The sequence below is a fragment of the Streptomyces sp. 3211.6 genome (genome assembly GCF_003634815.1).
GTDB lineage: Bacteria > Actinomycetota > Actinomycetes > Streptomycetales > Streptomycetaceae > Streptomyces > Streptomyces katrae_A.
In genome coordinates, this window is record NZ_RBXC01000003.1 from 63,877 (window position 1) to 80,759 (window position 16,883).

The 16,883-nt window shown below is 75.6% G+C and carries 2 protein-coding genes and 2 pseudogenes; all 4 read right to left on the reverse strand.

What is annotated here, in order from left to right:
- Positions 1 to 66: 66 nt before the first annotated feature.
- Positions 67 to 14,757 carry a type I polyketide synthase gene (locus tag BX286_RS35745; RefSeq protein ID WP_121017942.1) on the reverse strand — a complete coding sequence of 4,897 codons (14,691 nt, stop codon included), beginning with the start codon at positions 14,755 to 14,757 and terminating at the stop codon, positions 67 to 69.
- Between the two features lie 148 nt (positions 14,758 to 14,905).
- The gene (locus BX286_RS38180; RefSeq protein ID WP_398898932.1) at positions 14,906 to 15,733 is read right to left on the reverse strand and encodes a beta-ketoacyl reductase; all 828 of its coding nucleotides are present in this window, start codon (positions 15,731 to 15,733) and stop codon (positions 14,906 to 14,908) included.
- 15 nt (positions 15,734 to 15,748) lie between these two features.
- Positions 15,749 to 16,222: pseudogene (locus tag BX286_RS38185) on the reverse strand (SDR family NAD(P)-dependent oxidoreductase); the annotation flags it as partial.
- Between the two features lie 132 nt (positions 16,223 to 16,354).
- Positions 16,355 to 16,876: pseudogene (locus BX286_RS38190) on the reverse strand (hypothetical protein); the annotation flags it as partial.
- Positions 16,877 to 16,883 lie beyond the last annotated feature (7 nt).

The window sequence follows — 16,883 nt, forward strand, 5'->3', positions numbered from 1 at the left end:
CGCTCCCCTTGAGTTGGTCAGTAGGTCCAGGACTGGCCGGCTCAGGGGGTCGGGGGTGCCGGAAGCTCAGAGAGCTCCCAGATCCCGGTCGATGAGGTCGAAGAGCTCATCGTTCGTCGCCGATCCGAGCTGTTCGACGACCGAGGAGGCGTTGCTCAGCGACTCCGTGCCCTTAGCCAGCTTCGCGAGCAGTGATTCGAGCCGCATGACGATCCGGACCCTGCCGATGTCATCGCTCTCCCTCAGCGCCAGCGCTGCTTCCAGCCGGTCGATCTCGTCGACGGACATCAGGTCGGCGTCGGCGTCGCCGCCGACGAGTTCCCCGCGCAGGTAGTCGGCCAGCCCTGCCGGGCTGGGGTGATCGAATACCAGCGTGGTCGGCAACCGCAGTCCGGTGGCCGCCGTCAGGCGGTTGCGCAGTTCCACGGCGGTCAACGAGTCGAAGCCGAAGTCCCGGAACGCCCGCGTGGGTTCCACGGCGTCGGCATTCGGATGTCCGAGTACCGCCGCCGCCTGTGTCCGTACGAGATCCAGGATGGCCGCCGGGCGTTCGTCCTCCGCTAGTGCCGCGATATGACGGCGGAAGCCCGCCGCGGAATCGTTCTGCGCCTGGTCGGCATCGGCGTCGGCGGCCTCCAGGACCTGCTGGACCTGCGGCAGGTCGCCGATGAGGGGACGGTTGCGGGCCACGCAGAAGGCGGGGACGAAACGGTCCCAGTCCACGTCGGCGACGGCGACGAAGGTGTCGTCGAGGTCGAGGGCCCGCTGGAGCGCCACCATGGCGGGCTCCGGGGTGATCAGGGGCACGCCGCGCCGCCGCAGCTGCTCGTGGGCCTCCTCGCTGACCATGCCGCCGGCCGCCCAGGGGCCCCAGGCCACGGAGAGGACGGGGGCGCCCTCGGTCCGGCGCCGCTCGGCGAGCGCGTCGAGGTGGGCGTTGGCGGCGGCGTACGCGCCGTGGTCGCCGACGCCCCACACGCCGGCGATGGAGGAGAAGTAGACGACCGCGTCGAGCGTCGCCGGGTCGAGGAGCTCGTCGAAGTGACGGGCGCCGGCGACCTTGCCGGAGGCGATGCGGGCGAACTCGGCGACGTCGGTGGCGACGAGCGGGAGGAGGTGTCCGACGCCCGCGGTGTGCAGGACGGCCCGGACGGGGTCGCCGGCGTCCGCGAGGGAGCGGACCAGCCGGGCCACCGAGTCCCGGTCGGCGACGTCGCAGGCGGCGATCGTCACCCGGGCCCCGGCGGCGGTGAGCCGGGCGCGCAGTTCCTCGGCGCCGGGGGCCCGTTCGCCGCTCCGGCTGGTGAGCACGATGTGCTCGGCGCCGCGTTCGGCGAGCCAGTCGGCGACGTGGCCGCCCAGCGCGCCGGTGCCGCCGGTGACCACGACGGTCCCGGTGGGCCGCCACTGGCGGACGGCCGCGTCGCGGGCCGCCCCGGCGGGGGCGAGCCTGCGGCCGAAGACGCCGCCGGAGCGGACCGCGAGCTGGTCCTCGTCGTCGGGTCGGGCCAGGGCCTCGGCGAGCCGGGTCAGGGCCCGCTCGTCGACGTCCTCCGGCAGGTCGACCAGGCCGCCCCAGAACGCCGCGTGCTCCAGCGAGGCCACCCTGGCCATGCCCCAGGTCTGCGCCTGGGCGGGCCGCGTCGGCGGCTCGTCGGCGCGAACGGCGACCGCCCCCCGGGTCACGGACCACAGCGGGACCCGGGCGGCGGCGTCCGCCATCGCCTGGATGAGCAGCAGCCCGGCGAAGACGCCTTCGGGCAGTGCCGGTTCCGCGGCGTGGGCCGTGTCGTCGAGGGCGAGCAGGGACACCACGCCCCGTACGGGGTCCGGCGCGGCGAGCAGCTGCGTGAGCCGGGCGGCGAGCTCGGCCCGGGTGCCGTCGGCGACGGCGACGGGCACGACGACCGGGCGGGCGCCGCGCGCCTCCAGGGCGCGCAGGCAGCCGGCGACGAGTTCGGCGGCGGTGCCGGCGGCGGGGACCGCGACGATCCAGGTTCCGTCGAGGCGGGCGCCGGCCGCCTCGGTGAGGGGCTTCCAGGTGACCTTGTAGCGCCAGCCGTCCACCGCCGACTGCTCGCGGCGTTCGCGCCGCCAGTGCGACAGCGCGGGCAGCACGGCCCGCAGCGACGTGCCGTCCTCGACGGCGAGGGTCTCGGCCAGTGCGTCCAGGTCCTCGCGTTCCACCGCCTCCCAGAAGGCGGCGTCCGCCGGGTCGGCGGCGGCCTGCCCGGCTTCCTCTGCGGTCTTGGGCCGCGGCCAGAAGCGCTGGTGCTGGAAGGCGTAGGTGGGCAGGTCGGTGCGCTGGGCGCCGGTGCCGGCGAAGACGGCCGTCCAGTCGATGGCGGCGCCGTTGACCCAGGCCTCGGCGAGCGAGGTGACCAGGCGGCGCAGACCGCCTTCGTCACGGCGCAGCGAGCCGAGCGCGGTCGCGTCCATCTCGGCGAGGCCGACGGCGAGGACCGGGTGCGGGCTCGACTCGATGAAGAGCCGGTGCCCGTCGGCCTGGGCCGCCTTCACGGCCTGCTCGAACAGGACCGTGTTGCGCAGGTTGCGGTACCAGTAGCCGCCGTCCAGCTCGGTGCCGTCCAGCAGCTCGCCCGTCAGGGTGGAGTACATGGGGATCGCGGACGTACGCGGGTTCAGGCCGCTGAGCAGGTCGGCCAGTTCGGCCTCCAGCTTCTCCACGTGGGAGCAGTGGGAGGCGTACTCCACCGCCACCCGGCGGGCCCGGATCCCCTCGGCCTCCAGGAGGGTGACCAGCTCGGCGCAGGCGTCCGCATCACCGGACACGACCGTCGAGGACGGCCCGTTGACGGCGGCGACGGCCAGCCAGTCGCCGAAGGACGCGGCGATCCGCTCCGCCGCGTCGGCGGCGGAGAGGCCGACGGAGACCATGCCGCCCAGGCCCGCGATGGCGTCGATGGCCCGGCTGCGCAGGGCCACCACCTTGGCGGCGTCCTCCAGGGAGAGGGCCCCGGCCACGCAGGCCGCGGCGATCTCGCCCTGCGAGTGACCGATGACGGCCGCGGGCTCGACGCCGTAGGACTTCCAGACCTCGGCCAGCGCCACCATCACCGCGAACAGCACGGGCTGGACGACGTCCACCCCTTCGAGGGCGGCGTCGGAGCGCAGGACCTCGGTGAGGGACCAGTCGACGTAGGGGGCGAGGGCTTCCTCGCACTCGGCGATCCGCGCCGCGAACACCGGCGAGGAGTCGAGGAGTTCGACGGCCATGCCGACCCACTGCGAACCCTGACCCGGGAAGACGAACACCGGGCCGGTGTCCGCCGCGGTGGCGGGGACGTGGCCGCGCACCGTGCCGGGTGCCTCGCGGCCCTCGGCCAGGGCGGTCAGGGCGTCCGTGAACTGCGGGCCGAGGACGACGGCGCGGTGCTCCAGCGCGGCGCGCGTGGTCGCCAGGGACAGGCCCACGTCGACCGGACGGTCCTCGGCGCCCGTCTCCGCGGCGAGCCGGGCGGCCTGGGCGCGCAGGGCGGCCCCGGTCTTGCCGGACAGCGGCCACGGCACGGCCGGAAGCACGGTGGCGGGGGCCTGCGGCTCCGGCGCGGGGGCGGGCCGTTCGGGGGCCTGCTCCAGGATGACGTGTGCGTTGGTGCCGCTCACGCCGAAGGAGGAGACGCCCGCGCGGCGCGGACGCTCGACCTGCGGCCAGTCCTGCGCCTCGGTCAGCAGCCGGACCGTGCCGGCCGACCAGTCCACGTGCGGGGTCGGCTCGTCCACGTGCAGGGTCTGCGGCAGCACGCCGTGGTGGAGCGCCATCACCATCTTGATGACACCCGCGACGCCCGCGGCCGCCTGGGTGTGCCCCAGGTTGGACTTGATCGAACCGAGGTAGAGCGGCCGGTCCGCAGGGCGCTCCTCGCCGTACGTGGCGATCAGCGCCTGCGCCTCGATGGGGTCGCCCAGCGTGGTGCCGGTGCCGTGCGCCTCGACGGCGTCGACGTCGGCGGTGGTCAGCCCGGCGGCGGTGAGGGCCTGGCGGATGACGCGCTGCTGGGAGGGCCCGTTGGGGGCGGTCAGGCCGTTGGAGGCGCCGTCCTGGTTGACGGCGGAACCGGCGACCACCGCGAGGACCGGGTGGCCGTTCCGGCGGGCGTCCGAGAGGCGTTCGACGAGCAGCATGCCGACGCCCTCGCCCCAGCCGGTGCCGTCGGCCGCGGCCGCGAAGGGCTTGCAGCGGCCGTTGGCGGCCAGTCCGCCCTGCTTGGTGAACTCCACGAACGCGCCCGGGATGGACATCACGGTCACACCGCCGGCCAGGGCGAGGGAGCACTCGCCGTTGCGCAGCGCCTGCGCCGCCAGGTGCAGGGCGACCAGGGACGACGAGCAGCCCGTGTCGATGGTGACGGCCGGCCCCTCCAGGCCGAAGGTGTAGGAGATGCGGCCGGAGACGACGCTCGCCGCGTTGCTGGTCAGGGCGTAGCCGCCCTGGCTCTCCGGGTCGGCCATCAGCAGCGCGCCGTAGTCCTGGCCGTTGGTGCCGGTGAAGACGCCGGTGGCGGTGGAGCGCAGCGAGGCGGGGTCGATCCCGGCCCGTTCGAAGACCTCCCAGGAGGTCTCCAGCAGCAGCCGCTGCTGCGGGTCCATGGCGAGGGCCTCGCGCGGCGAGATCCCGAACAGGGCGGGGTCGAACGCAGGGGCGTCGTAGAGGAAACCGCCCTCGGCGGCCCCGGAGGAGCCGTCGCGGCCGGTGAGCCGCTCCAGGTCCCAGCCGCGGTCGGCGGGGAAGGCCGAGACGGCGTCGACACCGCCCTCGACCAGCTGCCACAGCTGTTCGGGCGAGCCGACCCCGCCGGGGAAGCGGCAGCTCATGCCGACGATGACGATCGGGTCGCCGTCGGCCGCGGCGGGGACCGCCGTCGGCAGGGCCGCGCGGTCCCGGTCGGCCGTGCCGAACATCTCGTCGTGCAGTCGCCGGGCCAGCGCCGTCGGCGTGGGGTGGTCGAAGCCGATGGTGGTGGGCAGCCGCAGGCCGGTCGCGGCGCCGAGCCGGTTGCGCAGCTCGACGGCCGTCAGCGAGTCGAAGCCGAGCTCGCGGAAGGCGCTCGCGGGCGCGACCGCGTCCAGGGAGTCGTGGCCGAGGACCTGCGCGGCCACGGTGCGCACGAGTTCCAGCAGGATGCGGTGGCGTTCGGCGGCGCCCTTGGCGTCCAGGCGCTGCCGCAGCTCGCCGGCCGCGCCCTCGGGCGCGTCGGCCGCGTCGGCATCCGTGCCCTGCGTGAGGGCGTTCCGCGCTTCGGGCAGGTCGGCGAGCAGGGCGCTCGGCCGGGACACGGTGAAGGTGGGCGCGAACCGCTCCCAGGCGATGTCGGCGACGGTCAGGCAGGTGTCGTCGTGGTCGAGTGCCTGCTGGAGGGCGGTGAGGGCGCGCTCCGGCGCCATGGGCGGCAGTCCGAGGCGGGCCAGCTGTTCGCCGGTGGCCCCGTCCGACATGCCCCCGCCGCCCCAGGTGGCCCACGCGACCGAGGTCGCGGTGAGCCCGCGGGCGCGGCGGCTGCGGGCGAGGGCGTCCAGGTGGGCGTTGGCCGCCGCGTAGGCGCCCTGGGTGGAGCCGCCCCACACCCCGGCGTTCGAGGAGAAGAGCACGAAGGCGTCGAGTCCGTCGCCGAAGACCCGGTCCAGGTGGTCGGCGCCGGAGGCCTTGCCGGCCACGACGTCCGCGTAGGTGCGCACGTCGAGGTCGTCGAGCGCGCCGCCGCCGCTCACGCCTGCGGCGTGCACCACACCGCGGACGGTGTCGCCGCGCTCGGCGAGGCGTCCGGCCAGGGCGGCCACGGCCGCCCCGTCCGCCGCGTCGCAGGCTTCGACGGTGACGCGGGCGCCGAGGGTGGTGAGTTCTGCGGCCAGCTCTCCGGCGCCGGGCGCGTCGGGGCCGCGCCGGCTGGTCAGGACGAGGTGCTCGGCACCGTTCGCGGCGAGCCGGCGGGCCACGTGCGCGCCGAGCGCCCCGGTACCGCCGGTGATCAGCGTGGTACCGCGCGGCGTCCACCGGCGTGCGGCGGCGCGCTCGCCCAGCGCGGCACGGACCAGGCGCCGGCCCAGCAGGCCGGTGCCGCGCACCGCCAGCTGGTCCTCGCCGTCCGTGCGGCCCAGGGCAGCGGCGAGGCCGTCCCACGTCCGCTCGTCGGACGTCGCGGGGAGGTCGACCAGACCGCCCCAGCGGCCGGGGTGCTCCAGCGCGGCCACCCGGCCGAGGCCCCAGACCTGCGCCTGGAGCGGGTCGGGCTGCTCGCCGTTCCCGGCGCCGCCCTCGGACGGGTCCACCGCGCCACGGGTGACGCACCACAGCGGCGCCTCGGTCCCCGCGTCGCCCAGCGCCTGCAGCAGCACCAGGGTGGCGGCCGCGCCGGCGCCGGCGGAGGCGCCGTCGACGGGTGCCGCGTCGCCCAGGGCCAGCAGCGACACGACGCCGCGCAGGCCCGTCTCCCCGGTCAGCTCCGCGAGCCGGCCGGCCAGGGCCGCCCGCTCAGCGCCGTGGTCCCGGTCGGGTGCGGGCACCGGCACGACGACGGACACGAGGTCCGCACCGCGCGCCGTGAGGGCGGCGACGGCGTCGCCGGCCGGGCCCGCGTCCGCGCCCTCGGGCAGGGCGACCAGCCAGGTGCCGGTGAGGGTGCCCGTGCGGGGGGAGGCGGGGAGCCGCTTCCAGGTGACCTTGTAGCGCCAGGAGTCCACGGCGGCCTGTTCACGGCGTTCGCGGCGCCACTGCGACAGGGCGGGGAGTACGTCGCTCCACGGCTGCTCGCCGGAAATGTCCAGCGTCTCGGTCAGCGCGTCCAGGTCCTCGCGTTCGACGGCCTCCCAGAAGGCCGCGTCCACCGGATCGGCCTGGACCGCCGCCGGGGCGGCCGCCCTGGGCTGCGGCCAGAAGCGCCGGTGCTGGAAGGCGTAGGTCGGCAGGTCGGTGCGCTGGGCGCCGGTGCCGTCGAAGGCCCTGGCCCAGTCGACGTCGGCGCCGTTCACCCAGGCCTCGGCGAGCGAGGTGAACACCCGGCCCAGACCGCCCTCGTCACGGCGGAGCGAGCCGATCGCGACCGGCTCGACGCCGCTCTCGGACGCGTCGAGCGCCTCGAACGTCTGCGACAGACCGACGGCGAGGACCGGGTGCGGGCTCGACTCGATGAAGAGCCGGTGCCCGTCGGCCTGGGCCGCCTTCACAGCCTGCTCGAACAGGACGGGGTTGCGCAGGTTGCGGTACCAGTAGCCGCCGTCCAGCTCGGTGCCGTCCAGCAGCTCGCCCGTCAGGGTGGAGTACATGGGGACCGCGGACGTACGCGGGTTCAGGCCGCCCAGCAGGTCGGCCAGTTCGGCCTCCAGCTTCTCCACATGGGAGCAGTGGGAGGCGTACTCCACCGCCACCCGGCGGGCCCGGACCCCCTCCGCTTCGAGGACGGTGACCAGCTCGGCGCAGGCGTCCGCGTCACCGGACACCACCGTCGAGGACGGCCCGTTGACCGCCGCCACGGCCAGCCGGTCGCCGAAGGACGCGGCGATCCGCTCCGCCGCGTCGGCTGCCGGGAGACTCACGGACACCATGCCACCCAGACCCGCGATGGCGTCGATGGCCCGGCTGCGCAGGGCCACCACCTTCGCCGCGTCCTCCAGGGACAGCGCGCCCGCCACGCACGCGGCGGCGATCTCGCCCTGGGAGTGGCCGATGACCGCGGCAGGCTCGACGCCGTAGGACTTCCAGACCTCGGCCAGCGCCACCATCACCGCGAACAGCACCGGCTGGACCACGTCCACCCGCTCCAGCGGGTCGTCGGAGCGCAGGACGTCCGTCAGCGACCAGTCCACGTAGGGGGCGAGGGCTTCCTCGCACTCGGCGATCCGCGCCGCGAACACCGGCGAGGAGTCGAGGAGTCCGACGGCCATGCCGACCCACTGCGAGCCCTGGCCCGGGAAGACGAACACGGGACGGGAGGAGCCGGCGCCCGCGATGCCGCGGACGACGTCGGGCAGGTCGCTGCCGTCGGCGAACGCCGTGGCGGCCGCAACCGGGTCGGCGCCCAGGACCACCGCGCGGTGTTCCATCACCGCGCGGGTGGTGGCCAGGGACAGGCCGACGTCGGCCGGGTCCAGCTCGGGGTGGGCCCCGAAGAGGGCGGCCAGGCGGCCGGCCTGACCCCGCAGGGCACGTTCGCCCTTGGCCGACACGGGCAGCGGGACGGGGGCCGTGCGGGCCGGGAGGGACGGCCGCTCCGGCCGGGGGGCGGCCTGCGGGGCCTGCTCCAGGATGACGTGGGCGTTGGTTCCGCTGATGCCGAAGGAGGAGACACCGGCCCGGCGCGGACGGCCGGTCTCCGGCCACTCCCGGGCCTGCGTCAGCAGCTCCACCGCGCCCGCCGACCAGTCCACGTGCGGCGAGGGCTCACCCACGTGCAGGGTCCGCGGCAGCACACCGTGCCGCATCGCCTCGACCATCTTGATCACACCGCCGACACCGGCGGCGGCCTGGGCGTGGCCGATGTTCGACTTCAGCGAACCCAGGTAGAGCGGCTCGTCACCGGAACGTTCCTGCCCGTACGTGGCCAGCAGCGCCTGCGCCTCGATCGGGTCACCCAGCGTGGTACCGGTGCCGTGCGCCTCGACGGCGTCCACCTCGGCGGGGCTGAGCCCCGCGTTGGCGAGGGCCTGGCGGATGACGCGCTGCTGGGACGGGCCGTTCGGGGCGGTCAGGCCGTTGCTCGCACCGTCCTGGTTGACGGCCGTACCGCGGACGACCGCGAGGACCTGGTGCCCGTTGCGCTCGGCGTCCGACAGGCGTTCCACGAGGATCATGCCGACGCCCTCGGACCAGCCCGTGCCGTCGGCGTCGGCGGAGAACGCCTTGCAACGTCCGTCCGGCGCCAGGCCGCGCTGCTTGCTGAACTCCACGAACGTGGTCGGCGTCGCCATGACGGTCACACCGCCGGCGAGGGCCATCGAGCACTCGCCGCTGCGCAGCGCCTGGACGGCCCAGTGCAGGGCGACCAGGGACGACGAGCAGGCGGTGTCGACGGTGACGGCCGGGCCTTCGAAGCCGAAGGTGTAGGAAACGCGGCCGGAGGCGATGCTGCCGAGGTTGCCCGTGCCCGCGTGTCCGACGACCTCGGCGGACGCGCTGTGCAGCCGGGTGACGTAGTCGTGGTACATGAGGCCGGTGAAGACGCCGGTCGCGCTGCCGCGCAGCTCGGTCGGGTCGATGCCGGCGTGTTCGACCGCCTCCCAGGACGCCTCCAACAGCAGCCGCTGCTGCGGGTCCATGGCGAGCGCCTCGCGCGGCGAGATCCCGAAGAAGCCCGGGTCGAAGGCGGCCGCTTCGTGGAGGAAGCCGCCCTCCCGGACGTACGAGGGCGCGTCCGCGCCGGTGTCGCCTCCGGTCAGTGCGTCGAGGTCCCAGCCGCGGTCGGTCGGGAAGGCGGTGATGCCGTCGCCGCCCTCGGCGACGAGCCGCCACAGGTCGCCGGGGCCCGAGACGCCGCCGGGGAAGCGGCAGCTCATCCCGACGATGGCGATGGGTTCGTCGTCGTTGCGGCCGTGCGCCGCGGTGGTGCGCGGCGTGCCGGTGTCGGTGCCGAGGACCGTGGAGCGTACGAAGGCGGCCAGGGCGGAGAAGGTCGGGTAGTCGAAGACGAGGGTGGACGGGAGCCGCAGGCCGGTGGCCTTGGTGAGCCGGTTGCGCAGTTCGACGGCGGTCAGCGAGTCGAAGCCGAGTTCGGTGAAGGCGCGGTCGGCCTGCATGGCGTCGGGTGAGGCGTGCCCGAGGACGGCGGCGACGTGCGTGCGCACCAGTTCGAGGACCTGCCGCTCCTGCTCCTGCGCAGGGACGGCGAGCAGCCGCTCGCGGAGCGCGGAACCCGCGCCCGTGCCGCCGCCGTTGCCGGCGTTGCGGCGCAGCGGTCCGCGGACGAGTCCGCGCAGGACGGCCGGCAGGTCGCCGCCGGCCGCCCAGGAGCGCAGGCCGTCGGCCACGACCCGCATGGCGACGACCGCCGGGCTGCCGAGCTGCGGCGCGGCGTCGAAGAGGGCGAGGCCCTGGTCTGCCGTCAGGGGCGGGAGGCCCGCGCGGGTCATGCGTTCGACGTCGGCCGTGGCGAGGGCGGCGCCCATGCCGGCGGTCTCCTCCCACAGGCCCCAGGCGAGGGAGGTGGCGGGGAGGCCGAGGCCGTGGCGGTGGGCGGCGAGGGCGTCCAGGAAGGAGTTCGCGGCCGCGTAGTTGGCCTGACCCGCGCTGCCGAGCACACCGGCGGCGGAGGAGAACAGGACGAAGGCGTCCAGGTCCAGGCCGGCGGTGAGCTCGTGCAGGTGCCAGGCCGCATCGGACTTGGCGCCCAGGACGGCGGCCAGCCGCTGCGGGGTCAGGGAGGAGACGACGCCGTCGTCGACCACGCCCGCGGCGTGGACGACGCCCTTGACGGGGTGGGCGGACAGGAGCGCGGCGAGCGCGTCCCGGTCGGCGACGTCGCAGGCGGCGACGGTCACCTCGGCGCCGAGGCCGCGCAGTTCGTCGCGCAGGCCGGCCGCGCCGGGGGCGTCCGGGCCGCGCCGGCTCGCCAGCACCAGCTCGCGTACGCCGTGCGCGGTCACCAGGTGCCGGGCGACGATCGCGCCCAGGCCGCCGGTGCCGCCGGTCACCAGGACCGGGCCGGTGCCGAAACCGCCGGCCTGCGGCTCGACGTCCCGCTGCCGGGCACGGGTCAGGCGGGGCACGAACAGGCGCCCGTCGCGGAGCGCGACCTGTCCTTCGCCCGAGGCGGCGAGCGCGGCGGTCAGCTGCGGGGTCAGCGCGTCAGGGTCGTCCACGTCCACGAGGACGAAGCGGCCCGCGCCCTCCGACTGGGCGGAGCGCACCAGACCCCAGACGACGGAAGCCGCCACGTCGGTGACCCGGTCGCCGTCTCCGGCGGCGACTGCGCCACGGGTGACCAGCACCAGGACCCGGTCCTCGTCCGCCCAGCCCTGCACCAGCTCCAGGGCGCGCGTCGCCAGCGCGAGCGCGGCCCGCGGCACGTCGGCTTCCTCGTCGCGGGAGGTCAGGTCGACGAGGACGGGGTCCTCGCCACCGCTTTCGGCGGCGGCGAGGGCGGCCGGGGTCCAGTCCACCCGGAAGAGGCAGTCGCGGCCCGCACCGCCGGACGCGGCGGCCTGCCCGTCGACGGGGCGCAGCGCCAGCGAGTCCACGGAAAGCACCGCGGCGCCGTCGGCGTCCGCGACCTCCAGGGACACGGCGGCCTGCCCCGAGCGGGTCAGGCGCACGCGCAGTCGTGCGGCACCGGAGGCGTGCAGGGAGACGCCCGACCAGGCGAACGGCAGGTGGCCGCCCGCACCCTCGTCGAGCAGCCCGCCCACGCCGAGCGCGTGCAGGGCGGCGTCCAGCAGCGCCGGGTGCAGGCCGAAGCGGCCCGCGTCCTGCGCCGCGTCCTCGGGCAGGGCGACCTCGGCGAAGACCTCGTCGCCCGAACGCCAGACCGACCGCAGCCCCTGGAACAGCGGGCCGTACGCGAATCCGGCCTCCGCGAGCCCCTCGTAAAGCCCCTCCAGCGGAACCTCGGCCGCACCGGCCGGCGGCCACGCCGACAGGTCGGTCGCCGGGGCGGCCTGCTCGGCGCCCACGGCGCCGGAGGCGTGCCACACCCACGGCTCGTCGAACTCGGCCCCCTCCGGGCGGGAGAAGAACTCGACGGAGCGCAGGCCCGAGTCGTCCGAGGGCCCCACGACCAGCTGCACCTGGACGCCGCCGGTCTCCGGCAGCACCAGCGGCGCCTCGATCGTCAGCTCCACCAGCCGGCCGCAGCCGACCTGGTCACCGGCCCGCACGGCCAGCTCGACGAAGGCGGTCCCCGGAAGGATCACCGTCCCGCCGACGGCGTGCTGCGCCAGCCACGGGTGCGACTGCACGGCCAGCCGTCCGGTCAGCAGCACCTCGTCACCGCCGGCCAGCGACACGCACGCGCCGAGCAGTGGGTGTTCGGCCGTCCCGAGCCCGAGCCCGGCCGGGTCGCCGGCGCCGCGGGCGGCCGACTGCGGCCAGAAGTGCTGGTGCTGGAAGGCGTACGTGGGCAGGTCGACGCGGCGCGCGCCGGTCCCAGCGAAGAAGGCCTCCCAGTCGACGGGCGTGCCGTGCGCGTAGGCCTGGCCCAGGGCGGCGACCGCGGATCCGGCCTCGTCGCGGCCCTTGCGCAGCACCGGCACGAAGACGGCGTCCTCGACGCAGTCGGCGCCCATGGCGGAGAGCACGCCGTCGGGACCGAGCTCGACGAAGCGCGTCACGCCCTGCTTGTGCAGGGTGGCGACACCGTCGGCGAAGCGGACCGCCTCGCGAACGTGGCGCACCCAGTACTCCGGCGAGCAGAGCTCTTCCGCGGAAGCCACCTCACCCGTGAGGTTGGAGACCACGGGGAGGGCCGGGGCAGTGAAGGCAACCGCGCCCAGGACCGTGCGGAACTCGTCCAGCATCGGGTCCATGAGCGGGGAGTGGAAGGCGTGGCTGACGGTGAGCCGCTTGTTCTTGATCCCGCGCTCGGCGAGCACGGCCGCGATGGCGGTCACGGACTCGGCGGCACCCGAGACGACCACGGACTCCGGCCCGTTGACGGCGGCGATGCTGACGTCCTCGTACGCGGCGACCAGCTCGGCGACCTCCGCCTCGGAGGCCCGCACCGACACCATCGCGCCACCAGCCGGCAGCGCCTGCATCAGCCGGCCGCGCGCGACGACCAGCCGCACCGCGTCGGAGAGGGAGAACACCCCCGCCACGTGCGCGGCGGCGATCTCGCCGATGGAGTGGCCGAGGAGGTAGTCGGGGCGCATGCCCCAGCTCTCCACCAGCCGGTACAGGGCGACCTCGATGGCGAACAGGGCCGGCTGCGTGAACTCGGTGCGGTCCAGCTCGGCCGACTCGCCTGCGAACATCACCTCCCGCAGCGAACGCCCCAGCACCGGGTCGATCTCCGCGCAGACCGCGTCCAGCGCCTCCGCGAACACCGGGAAGGCGGCGTACAGCTCGCGCCCCATCCCGGCGCGCTGCGCACCCTGACCCGTGAAGAGGAAACCCGTCTTGCCGGGCGTCACCACGCCCTGGACAACCCCCTCGGCCGCCTCGCCCCGCGCGAGCGCCTCCAGCGCCCCCCGGTGGTCCGGGCCGAGGACGACCGCCCGGTGCTCGAAGGCCGTACGCGTCACGCCCAGCGCATGGGCGACGTCCAGGTCGGCCGTGTCGGCGCCACGGGCTGCGGCGAAGGCCGCGAGGCGGCCGGCCTGGGCGGCCAGGGCCTCGGGGGTGCGGCCGGACACCACCCACGGCACCACCGGCAGCGTGACGGCGGGGGCGGGGGCGGGCTCCGTGGCGGCCTCGGCCGGCTCGGGGGCCTGCTCGAGGATGACGTGGGCGTTGGTGCCGCTGATGCCGAACGAGGAGACGCCGGCCCGGCGGGCGTGCCCGGTCTCGGGCCAGTCCCGTGCCTGCGTCAGCAGTTCCACGCCGCCGGCCGACCAGTCGACCTGCGGGGTGGGCTCGTCGATGTGCAGGGTGCGCGGCAGGACGCCGTGGCGCATCGCCTGGACCATCTTGATCACACCGCCGACACCGGCGGCGGCCTGCGTGTGACCGATGTTCGACTTGAGGGAGCCCAGCCACAGCGGCTGGTCGCCGTCGCGCTCCTGCCCGTACGTGGCGAGCAGGGCCTGCGCCTCGATCGGGTCGCCGAGGGTCGTGCCGGTGCCGTGCGCCTCGACCGCGTCGATCTCGTCGGAGGACAGGCGGGCGTCGGCGAGGGCCTGGCGGATGACGTTCTGCTGGGACGGGCCGCTGGGAGCGGTGAGGCCGCTGCTGGCGCCGTCCTGGTTGACGGCGGAGCCGCGGACGACGGCGAGGATGCGGTGGCCGTTGCGTTCGGCATCGGAGAGTCGCTCGACGAGGAGCATGCCGACGCCTTCGGACCACCCCGTCCCGTCGGCGGCGCCGGCGAAGGACTTGCAGCGCCCGTCGAAGGCGAGGCCGCGCTGGCGGCCCATGTCGACGAAGGTGCCGGGGGTGGCCATGACGGTGACGCCGCCGACGAGGGCGAGCGAGCACTCCCCCTTGCGCAGCGACTGCACGGCGAGGTGGAGGGCGACCAGGGAGGAGGAGCAGGCGGTGTCGACGGTGACGGCCGGGCCCTCCAGGCCCAGGGTGTAGGCGACGCGGCCGGAGACGACGCTGCCGGAGTTGCCGGTGCCGAGGTAGCCCTCGACGTCCTGCGGGGAGGCGTGCAGGAGCATCAGGTAGTCGTGGTACATCAGGCCGGCGAAGACGCCGGTGCGGGTGCCGCGCAGGGACGCCGGGGTGATGCCGGCGCTCTCGACGGCCTCCCAGGAGGCTTCGAGGAGGAGCCGCTGCTGCGGGTCCATGGCGAGGGCCTCGCGCGGCGAGATCCCGAAGAAGCCGGGGTCGAAGTCGGCGGCCCCGTCGACGAAGCCTCCCTCGCGGACGTAGGTGGATCCGGGGCGCTGGGGGTCCTCCGCGTGGAGGACGCCGGCGTCCCAGCCCCGGTCGGTGGGGAAGGGGGAGATGCCGTCGCCGCCTTCGGCGACCAGCTGCCACAGGCCGTCGGGGTCGGTGACCCCGCCGGGGTAGCGGCAGCTCATGCCGACGATGGCGATGGGCTCGCGTTCCTTGTCCTGTACCTCGCGCAGAGTCCGTCGGACATCGCGCAGGTTGGTGGTCGCCCGCTTGAGGTATTCGAGGAGCTTTGCCTCGTCCGCGTCCGCCATCACGTCACTCCTGTTCAAGCCGGCCGGAGCCGGTCCAAGCCTGCGGTGCCGCCCCGGATGGGGGCGGCCGGGGCCCCGTCGGGGGGCCGGTGGGGTCATGGGTGCGGTGTGGTCCCGTCGCCGGGACCACACCGGGTGGCCGGCCGGGTCAGGACAGGCCGAGTTCGTCGTCGAGCAGGTCGAAGAGGTCGTCGGCGGTCGCCGATCCGATCTCGATCTCGTCGGCGGAGGTGCCGCCAGGGGTGGACCGGACGTCGGTCCAGGCGCTCTGGAGCTCGCGCAGCCGCTGGGTGACCTTCGCGCGGTCCTCGTCGTCGGCGGGCACCTGTGCCAGTGCCTTCTCCAGCCGGTCGATCTCGCCGAGCAGGCCGAGCGCGGTGACCTCCTCCTCCTGGAGCAGTTCGCCGCGGATGTGGGCGGCGAGCGCTTCGGGGGTGGGGTGGTCGAACACGAGGGTGGCCGGCAGGCGCAGGCCGGTGGCCGCGTTGAGGAGGGTGCGCAGTTCGACGGCGGTCAGCGAGTCGAAGCCGATGTCGAGGAAGCCGCGGCTGACGTCGACGTCGTGGGGGGAGGCGTGGCCGAGGATGGCCGCCGCCTGACCGCGGATCAGGTCCAGCAGGACGGTGTCCCGTTCGGGTCCGGGGGTGTCGAGCAGCCTCTGCCGCAGCGAGGCCGCGCTCTCGGCGGCGGGGGTCTGCCGGGCGGCCGAGGGACGCCGGGGGCGTCGGACGAGGGCACGCAGTAGCGGCGGCACCTCGCCGGTCCGTCCGGCGGCCGTGCCGGGGTCGAGGCCGATGGGCACAGCCACGGCGCGGCCGGCGGCGCCCGCCCGGTCGAACAGGGCGAGGCCCTGGTCGGCCTGGAGGGGGGTCATGCCGGAGCGGGCGAAGCGGCGTACGTCGTTCTCGTCGAGGCGGCCGATCATGCCGCCTTCGGCCCAGGGCCCCCAGGCCAGCGACAGCGCGGGCAGGCCCATGGTGCGGCGGTGCTGGGCGAGGGCGTCGAGGAAGGAGTTGGCGGCGGAGTAGTTGGCCTGGCCGGGGCCGCCGAAGGTGCCGGCGGCGGAGGAGAACAGAGTGAAGGCCGTCAGGTCACGGCCTGCGGTGAGCTCGTGCAGGTGCCAGGCCGCGTCAGCCTTGGGCCGCAGTACGCGGTCCAGCCGTTCGGGGGTGAGGGAGGGCAGGACGCCGTCGTCGACGGTGCCGGCGAGGTGCACCACCGCGCCGAGGGGGTGGTCGGCGGGCACGGCCGCGAGCAGGGCGCGCACGTCGTCGCGTACGGAGACGTCGCAGGCGACGACGGTGGTACGGGCTCCCGCCGCGTCGAGTTCGGCGACGAGTGCGTCGACGCCGTCGGCGGCGGGGCCTTGCCGGCCGGCGAGCAGCAGGTGGCGCACGCCGTGCTCGGCGACGAGGTGGCGGGCGACGAGCCGGCCGAGTTCGCCGGTGCCGCCGGTGAGGAGCACCGTCCGGTCGGGGTCGTAGTGCGGGCCGTCGGCGGGGTCGCCGCCGGGGCTTTCGGCGGGTGCGAGGCGGACCAGGCGGGGTGCGGCCGGGCGGCCTTCGCGGAGGGCGAGCTGGGGTTCGCCGGCGGTGAGCGCGGCGGGCAGCGCGGCGAGGGAGCGGGCGTCGCCGTCGGTGTCGACGAGGACGATCCGGCCGGGGTTCTCGGACTGCGCGGAGCGCACGAGGCCCCAGAGGGCCGCTCCGGGCAGGTCGTGGACCGGTTCGGCGGCGCGGGTGGAGACGGCGCCGCCGGTCAGCACCACCAGGGGGGTGCCGGCGAGGGCGTCGTCGGCGAGGGTGCGCTGGAGCAGGTCCAGGACGTGCCCGGTGGTGTCGCGGACGGCCTGCGGGACGTCGGTGTCCAGGGCGGGCGCCGTGGTGCGGAAGTCGGCGACGAGGACGGCGGGTACGTGCCCGTCGCGGTGGACGGCGGCGGTGGCGCCGGCCGTCCGCAGCGCGTCGAGGACGTCGTCCGCGCCGTCGCCGAGGACGGCCCAGTCCCCGGGGGATCCGGGGCCGTCGGGGGTGGTGACGTCCGTCCAGTCGACGGTGAAGAGCCGGTCGTCGCCGGCCGCTCCGGTCGCCAGCTGTTCGCGGGCGACGGGCCGCAGCACGAGGGAG

Coding starts and splice junctions, on each gene's coding strand:
- BX286_RS38180 (WP_398898932.1), bottom strand. CDS start 15,733: ATGGGCCTGCCCGCGCTGTCGCTGGCCTGGGGGCCCTGGGCCGAAGGC.
- BX286_RS35745 (WP_121017942.1), bottom strand. CDS start 14,757: ATGGCGGACGCGGACGAGGCAAAGCTCCTCGAATACCTCAAGCGGGCG.